This window comes from Streptomyces sp. NBC_01450, assembly GCF_036227505.1.
Lineage (GTDB): Bacteria > Actinomycetota > Actinomycetes > Streptomycetales > Streptomycetaceae > Streptomyces.
On the sequence record NZ_CP109480.1, the window covers coordinates 8919230 to 8929455 of the forward strand.

Sequence of the window (10226 nt, forward strand, 5' to 3'; positions counted from 1 at the left end):
CCAGGGCGCGAGCATGAGGAGCACCGTTGAGCAGGTTGCGCTGGCTGACCGCGGGGGAGTCCCACGGTCCCGCACTTGTCGCGACGCTGGAGGGTCTTCCCGCCGGCGTGCCGATCACCACGGAGATGGTGGCGGACCACCTGGCCCGGCGGCGCCTGGGCTATGGGCGCGGTGCCCGGATGAAGTTCGAGCGCGACGAGGTCACCTTCCTGGGCGGTGTCCGGCACGGACTCACCCTCGGCTCGCCGGTGGCCGTCATGGTCGGCAACACCGAGTGGCCCAAGTGGGAGCAGGTCATGGCGGCCGACCCGGTGGACCCGTCGGTGCTGGCGGAGGTGGCCCGCAACGCGCCGCTGACCCGGCCCCGGCCCGGCCACGCCGACCTCGCGGGGATGCAGAAGTACGGCTTCGACGAGGCCCGGCCGATCCTGGAGCGTGCCTCCGCCCGGGAGACCGCGGCCCGTGTCGCGCTGGGCGCGGTGGCCCGTTCGTACCTGAAGGAGACGGCCGGGATCGAGATCGTCTCGCACGTGGTCGAGCTGGCCGCGGCGAAGGCCCCGTACGGCGTCTACCCCAAGCCCTCGGACGTCGAGAGGCTCGACGCCGACCCGGTGCGCTGCCTCGATGCCGACGCGTCGAAGGCGATGGTCGCGGAGATCGACCAGGCCCACAAGGACGGCGACACGCTCGGCGGCGTCGTCGAGGTGCTCGCGTACGGCGTGCCGGTGGGCCTCGGCTCGCACGTGCACTGGGACCGGCGCCTCGACGCCCGGCTCGCGGCCGCGCTCATGGGCATCCAGGCGATCAAGGGCGTCGAGGTCGGCGACGGCTTCGAGCTGGCCCGTGTGCCCGGCTCCAAGGCCCACGACGAGATCGTCCACACCGAGGACGGCATCCGCCGCACCTCCGGCCGTTCCGGCGGCACCGAGGGCGGTCTGACCACCGGCGAGCTGCTGCGCGTACGTGCCGCGATGAAGCCGATCGCGACCGTGCCGCGCGCCCTGGCCACCATCGACGTGGCGACCGGCGAGGCCGCCAAGGCGCACCACCAGCGCTCCGACGTCTGCGCGGTCCCCGCCGCCGGAATCGTCGCCGAGGCCATGGTCGCCCTCGTCCTCGCGGACGCGGTGGCCGAGAAGTTCGGCGGCGACAGCGTGCCCGAGACGCGGCGCAACGTCGAGTCGTACCTCGAGAACCTGGTCGTACGGTGACCGCTGGACCGCTGGTTGTCCTCGTCGGGCCGATGGGCGTGGGCAAGTCCACTGTCGGCGCACTGGTCGCCGAGCGGCTCGGCTGCGCCTACCGCGACACGGACGACGACATCGTGGCCGAGAAGGGCCGCACGATCGCCGACATCTTCGTCGACGAGGGCGAGCCGGTCTTCCGCGCCATCGAGAAGAGCGCCGTGCACAAGGCGCTGGCCGAGCACGACGGGGTGCTGGCGCTGGGCGGTGGCTCGATCCTCGACGCCGACACGCGCGCGCTGCTCGCCGGGCACCGGGTCGTCTACCTCTCGATGGATGTCGAGGAGGCGGTCCAGCGCACCGGCCTGAACGCGGCCCGTCCGCTGCTCGCGGTCAACCCGCGCCGACAGTGGCGCGAGCTGATGGAGGCGCGCCGCCACCTGTACACCGAAGTGGCCCGGGCGGTCGTGCCGACCGACGGCCGCACCCCCGAAGAGGTCGCTCAAGCCGTCCTCGACGCACTGGAGTTGAAGGAAGCATGAGCGAGGCAGTGACGCGTATCCAGGTCGGCGGCACCGCGGGCACCGACCCCTACGAGGTTCTGGTCGGCCGTCAACTCCTCGGTGAACTGGGCGGGTTGATCGGCGACAAGGCCCAGCGCGTCGCGATCATCCACCCCGAGGCGCTCGCCGAGACCGGGGAGGCGCTCCGCGCCGACCTGGCCGGACAGGGCTTCGAGGCCGTCGCCATCCAGGTGCCCAACGCGGAGGAGGCCAAGACCGCGGAGGTCGCCGCCTATTGCTGGAAGGCGCTGGGCCAGTCCGGCTTCACCCGCACCGACGTCATCGTCGGCGTGGGCGGCGGCGCCACCACCGACCTGGCCGGGTTCGTGGCGGCGACCTGGCTGCGCGGGGTGCGCTGGATCGCCGTACCCACCACCGTGCTGGCCATGGTGGACGCGGCGGTCGGTGGCAAGACCGGCATCAACACCGCCGAGGGCAAGAACCTCGTCGGCTCCTTCCACCCGCCCGCGGGCGTGCTCTGCGACCTGGCCGCGCTCGACTCGCTGCCGGTCAACGACTTCGTCTCCGGGCTCGCGGAGATCATCAAGGCCGGTTTCATCGCCGACCCGGTGATCCTGGAGCTCATCGAGTCCGACCCCGAGGCGGCACGGACGCCCGCGGGCCCGCACACCGCGGAGCTCATCGAGCGCTCCATCAAGGTGAAGGCCGAGGTCGTCTCCGGCGACCTCAAGGAGTCGGGGCTCCGCGAGATCCTCAACTACGGCCACACCCTCGCGCACGCCATCGAGAAGAACGAGCGCTACAAGTGGCGGCACGGCGCGGCCGTCGCCGTCGGTATGCACTTCGCGGCCGAACTCGGCCGACTGGCAGGCCGGTTGGACGACGCGACCGCCGACCGCCACCGCACGATCCTGGAGTCCGTCGGCCTTCCGCTCAACTACCGCTACGACCAGTGGCCCAAGCTGCTGGAGAACATGAAGGTCGACAAGAAGTCCCGCGGCAGCCTGCTGCGCTTCATCGTCCTGGACGGGCTGGCCAAGCCGACCGTCCTGGAGGGCCCCGACCCGGCCGTGCTCCTCGCCGCGTACGGCGAAGTGGGGGAGTAGCTCCCAACGGGCCCCTGGTCGGCCCGATTTGCCCTCCCTTCATGGGCACTCCCCAGCTTCCCCGGCCGTTCACACAACGGCGGCCGGGGAAGGTACCGTTCGGCGGGGCCTCTCCCATGCCCTTTAGGCTGTGGGGGAGAGCGGGAGGCTCCGCTCGCCAGCGTCAATCGCCTGCACGAGACGGAGTGGCACCGGATGCAGCACGCAGTGGGGGCTCCGCTGCCGCCGCCCCACCAGCCGGGGCACGGACCGGCCGCCGACTGGTCGTCGGCCGCACAGCACCCGGGACACCCGGGCGGACCCCCCGGTCCGGCGCCCACGAGCCCACCGGGCCCCGGCTTCGCCGGTCCGCCCCCGGGACATCCGGCACCGCCCTCGCACCTGCCGCATCCCGCGCCCCCGCAGCACGCCCCCGCACCGGCGATTCCCGACACGACGGGCCATGTGCAACTGCCCCCGGGCGGTCCGGTCGCCATGCCCAGCGCGCCGCCCGCCACGGGCGCCCCCGACCCCGCGGCGACCACCCTCGCCGTACTGCTCATCGGGCCCGCGGGCGCGGGCAAGACCAGCGTCGCCAAGTACTGGGCGGACCACCGCCGGGTGCCGACCGCCCACATCAGCCTCGACGACGTACGCGAATGGGTGCGCTCGGGCTTCGCCGATCCGCAGTCGGGGTGGAACGACCATTCGGAGGCGCAGTACCGCCTGGCCCGCCGCACCTGCGGGTTCGCCGCGCGGAACTTCCTGGCCAACGGCATCTCCTGCGTCCTCGACGACGCGGTCTTCCCGGACCGCCCGGTCGTCGGCCTCGGCGGCTGGAAGCGACACGTCGGGCCGGGGTTGCTGCCCGTGGTGTTGTTGCCGGGCCTGGAGATAGTCCTGGAGCGCAACGCCGAGCGCTCCGGAAACCGCCGTCTGACCGACGAGGAAGTCGCCCGTATCCACGGCCGGATGGCCGGCTGGTACGGCTCCGGGCTCCCCATCATCGACAACTCCCAGCTGGACGTCCCGTCCACGGCCCGCGTCCTGGACGAAGTCCTGGCCCGCTCCCTCGCGAGCCCACCGCAGTGGTAGCCCGGCGAGAGCGGCGGTAATTCGTCGGCCGCACGCCGCACGCCGCACGCCGCACGGCATCGGTGGAGGAGCGCCGGGCGGCGGCGGAAGCCCGGCGCAGTCACGGCCCTCAGGAGTACCGCCGGGGCGCACCGTCTGTCGGACCCCCGCCGATCGCAGTCGAGGAACCAGCCCCCTGACCCCTCGCCGCGGTGCCTCCGCCTTACCGCCGGCCGCCTGCCGCCCATCCGGCCCCGCTGGAACGGCGACATCGCGTCGACGCTCGTAGGCTCGATTTATGTCAGAGGTGTACGCGGCGCGACGCGAGCGGCTTCGGGAGCGCTGTGCGGCGGGCGGCAGCGCGACGGCGCTCGTCACCCGCCCGGCCAACGTGAGGTACCTCGGGGGCGCGGCCCCGCGCGGTGCCGTCCTCCTGCTGGGCACGAGCGAGGACCTGCTGCTCTGCGGCGCTCCGCCGAGCGGCGAGGCCGGCGAGGGGCGTCCCGACGAGGCGCTGCGCGTGGTGGTGCTGCCGCGCGCCGGAGGCGACCCGGCCGTGGCCGCCGCCGATGCCGCCATCGCCCAGGGCGCCGACTCCCTGGCCGTCGAGGAGCACCACCTCACCGTGGCCCGGCACCGGGCCATCGGCTCGGTGACCCCCCGCCTGCGCCTCGCCGACCTGGGCTGCGCGGTGGAGCAGCTGCGGGTGATCAAGGACGAGGAGGAGATCTCCTGTCTGCGGATCGGCGCCGAGATCGCCGACCAGGCGCTCGGGGAGCTCCTCGAGTCCATTCTCGTCGGCCGCACCGAGCGCCATCTCGCGCTGGAGCTGGAGCGCCGACTCGTCGACCACGGCGCCGACGGTCCCGCCTTCGCGACCTCCGTCGGCACCGGACCGAACTCCGGACGGCGCACGCACCGGCCCACCGACCGGCGCGTCGAGGAGGGAGATTTCCTTTCCGTCTGCCTGGGCGCGACCTATCGCGGCTACCGCTGTGAAATCGGCCGTACCTTCGTGATCGGCACCTCGCCCGCCGACTGGCAGATCGACTTGTACGACCTCGTCTTCGCGGCCCAGCGGGCCGGACGCGAGGCGCTGGCGCCCGGCGCCGCCTACCGTGACGTGGACCGGGCAGCCCGCCAGGTGCTCGACTCCGCGGGGCACGCGGAGGGCCTTCCTCCGCTGACCGGACATGGTGTGGGGCTCGAAATCGACGAGGACCCGCAGCTCGCTCCCGCAGCCATGGGTAAACTGGACGCTTGCGTGCCGGTCACCGTCGAACCGGGAGTCCACCTCCCGGGCCGGGGCGGTGTCAGGATCGATGACACGCTCGTCGTACGCCCCGAGGCGGACGGCGGACCCGAGCTACTCACCATCACGACCAAGGAACTGCTCGCGCTCTAGCCAATCGCTACGCGCGTGTCCCGGGGTCGTCCACGTCAGTCCAGGAGATTCCGCAACCGTGGCTTCCACGAACGACCTCAAGAACGGCCTGGTGCTCAAGCTCGACGGAGGCCAGCTCTGGTCCGTCGTCGAGTTCCAGCACGTCAAGCCCGGCAAGGGCCCGGCCTTCGTGCGCACCAAGCTGAAGAACGTGCTCTCCGGCAAGGTCGTCGACAAGACGTTCAACGCCGGCGTCAAGGTCGAGACGGCCACGATCGACAAGCGCGACATGCAGTTCTCGTACATGGACGGCGAGTACTTCGTCTTCATGGACATGGACACGTACGACCAGCTGATGGTCGACCGCAAGTCCGTCGGTGACGCCGCCAACTTCCTGATCGAGGGCTTCACCGCCACCGTCGCGCAGCACGAGGGCGAGGTGCTCTTCGTCGAGCTGCCCGCCGCCGTCGAGCTCGTCATCCAGGAGACCGAGCCCGGCGTCCAGGGCGACCGCTCCACCGGCGGCACCAAGCCCGCCACCCTGGAGACCGGTCACCAGATCCAGGTCCCGCTCTTCATCACCACCGGTGAGAAGATCAAGGTCGACACCCGCACGAGCGACTACCTCGGCCGGGTGAACAGCTAACCGTGGCTGCCCGCAACACGGCCCGCAAGCGCGCCTTCCAGATCCTCTTCGAGGGCGACCAGCGCGGCGTGGACGTCCTGACGGTCCTCGCGGACTGGATCCGGCACTCCCGGACCGACACCCGGCAGCCGCCGGTCAGCGAGTACACGATGCAGCTGGTCGAGGGCTACGCCACCAAGGCGAAGCGGATCGACGAGCTCATCGCGACGTACGCCGTCGACTGGACGCTGGACAGGATGCCGGTCGTCGACCGCAACATCCTGCGCCTAGGCGCCTACGAGCTGATCTGGGTCGACGGGACCCCCGACGCCGTGGTCATCGACGAGGCGGTGCAGCTGGCGAAGGAGTTCTCCACGGACGAGTCGCCCTCGTTCGTGAACGGCCTGCTGGGTCGGCTGAAGGACCTGAAGCCGTCGCTGCGTCGCGACGAGGCCTAGTCGAACGGCGCTCGTGGTCCATACGCGCCCGTAGACGACGCACCAGAACGCCGGAGGGCCCGCAGCACGTCCGCTGCGGGCCCTCCGGCGTTCCCGTACCCGTGAGGCCCCAGAGGCCCGCAGAAAGCCGCCGGGGTGGCACGTTTCTGCTGAACTCCCCGAAGGGATCAGCTCTCGTCGTGGGAGACGGCGCGGCGCGCGTCCGCGTCCAGGACGCCCCAGCTGATCAGCTGCTCGGTGAGGACCGAGGGCGACTGGTCGTAGATGACGGCGAGGGTGCGCAGGTCGTCCTGGCGGATCGACAGCACCTTGCCGTTGTAGTCACCGCGCTGGGACTGGATCGTCGCGGCGTAACGCTGCAGCGGACCCGCCTTCTCGGCCGGCACGTGGGCCAGCCGCTCCAGGTCGAGGACGAGCTTCGGCGGCGGCTCGGCGGCCCCGCCAGGAGTGGTGCCGGGCAGCAGCTCCTGCACGGGGACCCCGTAGAAATCCGCCAGTTCGGCGAGGCGCTGCACGGTGACGGCGCGGTCGCCGCGCTCGTACGACCCGACCACGACCGCCTTCCAGCGTCCCTGTGACTTCTCCTCGACTCCGTGGAGAGAAAGGCCCTGCTGGGTGCGGATGGCCCGGAGCTTGGCCCCGAGCTGTTTGGCGTATTCGCTGGACATATTGCTCCCCGGACGCTGTATCAACGTGCGGCTCCGCCGCGCGGCTGGTGACTCTGGTGACTCACTGTGAGGTTACGCAGCGTTACTCTCCCCCGTCAAGCCGAATGGTCCGGACCGACCTTCGCGTGGGAGTCACCGGCGGTGGTCCGGGGGGTGGTGATCAGGCGCGTTGCCGAGCTGGTACCGTGGATGGCGCAAATCCGACGTCCTTTAATGATCCGTCCCGTGAGGCGGAGAAGGAGGTCCGTTTCGTATGGACACAGAGCAGGACAAGCAGCAGTACGAAGCCGATGCGCGGCCCGTTCTCGAGGCCCCCGACATCGCGCGGGTGCTGACCCGCATCGCCCACGAGATCGTCGAACGTGCCAAGGGCGCCGACGACGTGGTGCTCCTCGGCATTCCGACCCGGGGCGTCTTCCTGGCCCGCAGACTGGCCGACAAGCTCGAAGAGATCACCGATCGCAAGATCCCGGTCGGTTCGCTCGACATCACCATGTACCGCGACGACCTGCGCATGCACCCGCCGCGTGCGCTGGCCCGCACCGAGATCCCCGGTGACGGCATCGACGGCCGCCTGGTCGTCCTCGTCGACGACGTGCTCTTCTCCGGCCGCACCATCCGCGCCGCACTCGACGCGCTGAACGACATCGGCCGCCCGCGCGCCGTGCAGCTCGCGGTCCTCGTCGACCGCGGCCACCGCGAACTGCCCATCCGCGCCGACTACGTCGGCAAGAACCTCCCCACGTCGTTGCGGGAGACGGTCAAGGTCCAGCTCGCCGAGGAGGACGGTCGCGACACCGTGCTGCTCGGCGCTAAGCGGACCTCCTCGGACGCGCAGCACTAGCACTCCGGAGTACGCCAGTGCCGTACGCCCCCGAGTGCGCCCCCATGCGCGCCCGCCTGCCCGAATTCTCCTGAACTGCCTTACGGAGCCTGACAGATGCAGCGTCATCTCATCTCGGCCGCCGACCTCACCCGCGACGACGCCGTCCTGATCCTCGACACCGCCGAGGAGATGGCCCGGGTCGCCGACCGGCCGATCAAGAAGCTGCCGACCCTGCGCGGCCGCACCGTCGTCAACCTCTTCTTCGAGGACTCGACCCGTACCCGGATCTCCTTCGAGGCCGCCGAGAAGCGCCTCTCCGCGGACGTCATCAACTTCACCGCCAAGGGTTCCTCGGTGTCCAAGGGGGAGTCCCTGAAGGACACCGCCCAGACCCTCGAAGCCATGGGCGTCGACGCCGTCGTCATCCGGCACGGCGCCTCCGGAGCCCCGTACCGGCTCGCCACCTCCGGCTGGATCGACGCCGCCGTCATCAACGCGGGCGACGGCACCCACCAGCACCCCACGCAGGCCCTGCTCGACGCCTTCACCATGCGCCGCCGCCTGGTCGGCCGGGACGCCGGGATCGGCCAGGACCTGGCCGGCAAGCGCATCACGATCGTCGGCGACGTCCTGCACAGCCGGGTCGCCCGCTCCAACGTCGACCTGCTGCACACCCTCGGCGCCGAGGTCACCCTCGTCGCGCCGCCCACCCTGGTGCCGGTCGGCGTCGGGTCCTGGCCCTGCGAGATCTCCTACGACCTCGACAGCACCCTCTCCAAGTCCGACGCGGTGATGATGCTGCGCGTCCAGCGCGAGCGGATGAACGCGGCGTTCTTCCCCACCGAGCGCGAGTACTCGCGGCGCTACGGCCTCGACGGCGACCGCATGGCGAAGATGCCCGAGCACGCCATCGTGATGCACCCCGGCCCGATGGTCCGCGGTATGGAGATCACCGCCGAGGTCGCCGACTCCGACCGCTGCACCGTCGTCGAGCAGGTGGCGAACGGCGTCTCGATCCGCATGGCCGTGCTCTACCTGCTCCTGGGCGGCAACGAGCCCGCCGTCACCCACACCCGTACCGAGGAGAAGTAAGAAGCATGAGCAAGATCCTGATCCGTGGTGCGAAGGTGCTCGGGGGCGAGCCGCAGGACGTGCTGATCGACGGCGCCGTCATCGAGGCGGTCGGCACCGGCCTCTCCGACGAGGGCGCCGAGGTCGTCGAGGCCGACGGCAAGGTCCTCCTGCCGGGCCTCGTCGACCTGCACACCCATCTGCGCGAGCCGGGCCGCGAGGACTCCGAGACCGTCCTGACCGGTACGCGCGCCGCGGCGAGCGGCGGCTACACCGCCGTGTTCGCCATGGCCAACACCTTCCCGGTCGCCGACACCGCCGGGGTGGTCGAGCAGGTCTACCGGCTCGGCCAGGAGCACGGCTACTGCGATGTGCAGCCCATCGGCGCCGTCACGGTCGGCCTGGAGGGCAAGAAGCTCGCCGAGCTGGGCGCGATGCACGAATCCGCGGCAGGCGTCACGGTCTTCTCGGACGACGGCAAGTGCGTGGACGACGCGGTGATCATGCGCCGGGCCCTGGAGTACGTGAAGGCCTTCGGCGGCGTGGTCGCGCAGCACGCGCAGGAGCCCCGCCTCACCGAGGGCGCCCAGATGAACGAGGGCGTCGTCTCCGCCGAGCTGGGGCTCGGGGGCTGGCCCGCGGTGGCCGAAGAATCGATCATCGCCCGAGATGTCCTGCTCGCCGAGCACGTCGGCTCGCGCGTCCACATCTGCCACCTGTCGACCGCGGGCAGCGTCGAGATCGTGCGCTGGGCCAAGTCGCGGGGCATCGACGTCACCGCCGAGGTCACCCCGCACCACCTGCTCCTCACCGACGAGCTGGTCCGCTCGTACAACCCGGTCTACAAGGTCAACCCGCCGCTGCGCACCGAGCGTGACGTGACGGCCCTGCGCGAGGCGCTCGCCGACGGCACGATCGACATCGTGGCCACCGACCACGCGCCGCACCCGCACGAGGACAAGGACTGCGAGTGGGCCGCCGCCGCCATGGGCATGGTGGGGCTCGAGACCGCGCTCTCCGTCGTCCAGCAGACGATGGTGGAGACCGGGCTGCTGGACTGGGCCGGTGTCGCCGACCGCATGTCCTTCAAGCCCGCCCGGATCGGGCAGGCCGCGGGCCACGGCCGTCCCGTCTCGGCAGGTGAGCCCGCCAACCTCACGCTCGTCGACACGGCATACCGTGGAGCCGTGGACCCCGCGGGCTTCGCCTCGCGCAGCCGCAACACCCCCTACGAGGGCCGTGAGCTGCCGGGCCGGGTCACGCACACCTGGCTGCGGGGCAAGGCCACCCTCGTCGACGGGAAGCTCGCGTGACACCTCTCATCCCG

At 71.3% G+C, this 10226-nt stretch carries 11 protein-coding genes; 10 read left to right on the forward strand and 1 reads right to left on the reverse strand.

The genetic code is table 11. The annotated features are described in order from the left end of the window. The first annotated feature begins 26 nt into the window (after positions 1 to 26). The 7 genes from aroC (at position 27) to nusB (ending at position 6334) form a co-directional block, all read left to right on the forward strand. Positions 27 to 1211, forward strand: coding sequence for a chorismate synthase (gene aroC / locus OG568_RS39700; protein ID WP_168490030.1), 1185 nt, complete (start codon positions 27 to 29; stop codon positions 1209 to 1211). Then, entirely contained in the window at positions 1208 to 1726 is a 519-nt protein-coding gene (locus tag OG568_RS39705) for a shikimate kinase (RefSeq protein WP_266416342.1), read from the forward strand. Before aroC ends, OG568_RS39705 begins: the two co-directional genes overlap by 4 nt. After that, the gene (gene aroB, locus OG568_RS39710; RefSeq protein WP_329535002.1) at positions 1723 to 2814 is read left to right on the forward strand and encodes a 3-dehydroquinate synthase; all 1092 of its coding nucleotides are present in this window, start codon (positions 1723 to 1725) and stop codon (positions 2812 to 2814) included. The genes OG568_RS39705 and aroB overlap by 4 nt, the downstream gene beginning before the upstream one ends. Before the next feature lie 195 nt (positions 2815 to 3009). Further along, on the forward strand, positions 3010 to 3888 hold the full coding sequence (locus tag OG568_RS39715) for a Pro-rich N-terminal domain-containing protein (RefSeq protein ID WP_329535003.1): 879 nt from the start codon (positions 3010 to 3012) through the stop codon (positions 3886 to 3888). Positions 3889 to 4165: 277 nt separating this feature from the next. Next, positions 4166 to 5272 (forward strand): M24 family metallopeptidase, encoded by a 1107-nt coding sequence (locus OG568_RS39720; protein WP_329535004.1) that lies wholly within the window; start codon positions 4166 to 4168, stop codon positions 5270 to 5272. A gap of 58 nt (positions 5273 to 5330) precedes the next feature. After that, the gene (gene efp, locus OG568_RS39725) at positions 5331 to 5897 is read left to right on the forward strand and encodes an elongation factor P (RefSeq protein WP_010988257.1); all 567 of its coding nucleotides are present in this window, start codon (positions 5331 to 5333) and stop codon (positions 5895 to 5897) included. A 2-nt stretch (positions 5898 to 5899) separates the two neighbouring features. Further along, positions 5900 to 6334 (forward strand): transcription antitermination factor NusB, encoded by a 435-nt coding sequence (gene nusB, locus OG568_RS39730; protein WP_329535005.1) that lies wholly within the window; start codon positions 5900 to 5902, stop codon positions 6332 to 6334. Positions 6335 to 6501: 167 nt separating this feature from the next. On the opposite strand, the gene bldD is transcribed toward nusB, so the two are convergent. Then, a complete protein-coding gene (gene bldD, locus OG568_RS39735; RefSeq protein WP_152786397.1) occupies positions 6502 to 7002 on the reverse strand; it encodes a transcriptional regulator BldD in 501 nt (166 codons plus the stop codon). Between the two features lie 253 nt (positions 7003 to 7255). Between bldD and pyrR the strand changes: the two genes are divergently transcribed. The 3 genes from pyrR (at position 7256) to OG568_RS39750 (ending at position 10212) form a co-directional block, all read left to right on the forward strand. Next, a complete protein-coding gene (gene pyrR, locus OG568_RS39740) occupies positions 7256 to 7846 on the forward strand; it encodes a bifunctional pyr operon transcriptional regulator/uracil phosphoribosyltransferase PyrR (RefSeq protein WP_099923780.1) in 591 nt (196 codons plus the stop codon). 96 nt (positions 7847 to 7942) lie between these two features. Continuing rightward, entirely contained in the window at positions 7943 to 8920 is a 978-nt protein-coding gene (locus tag OG568_RS39745) for an aspartate carbamoyltransferase catalytic subunit (RefSeq protein ID WP_266416365.1), read from the forward strand. A 5-nt stretch (positions 8921 to 8925) separates the two neighbouring features. Further along, positions 8926 to 10212: a dihydroorotase gene (locus OG568_RS39750; protein ID WP_266416369.1), complete on the forward strand. Its 1287-nt coding sequence runs from the start codon at positions 8926 to 8928 to the stop codon at positions 10210 to 10212. The last annotated feature ends 14 nt before the right edge of the window (positions 10213 to 10226 follow it).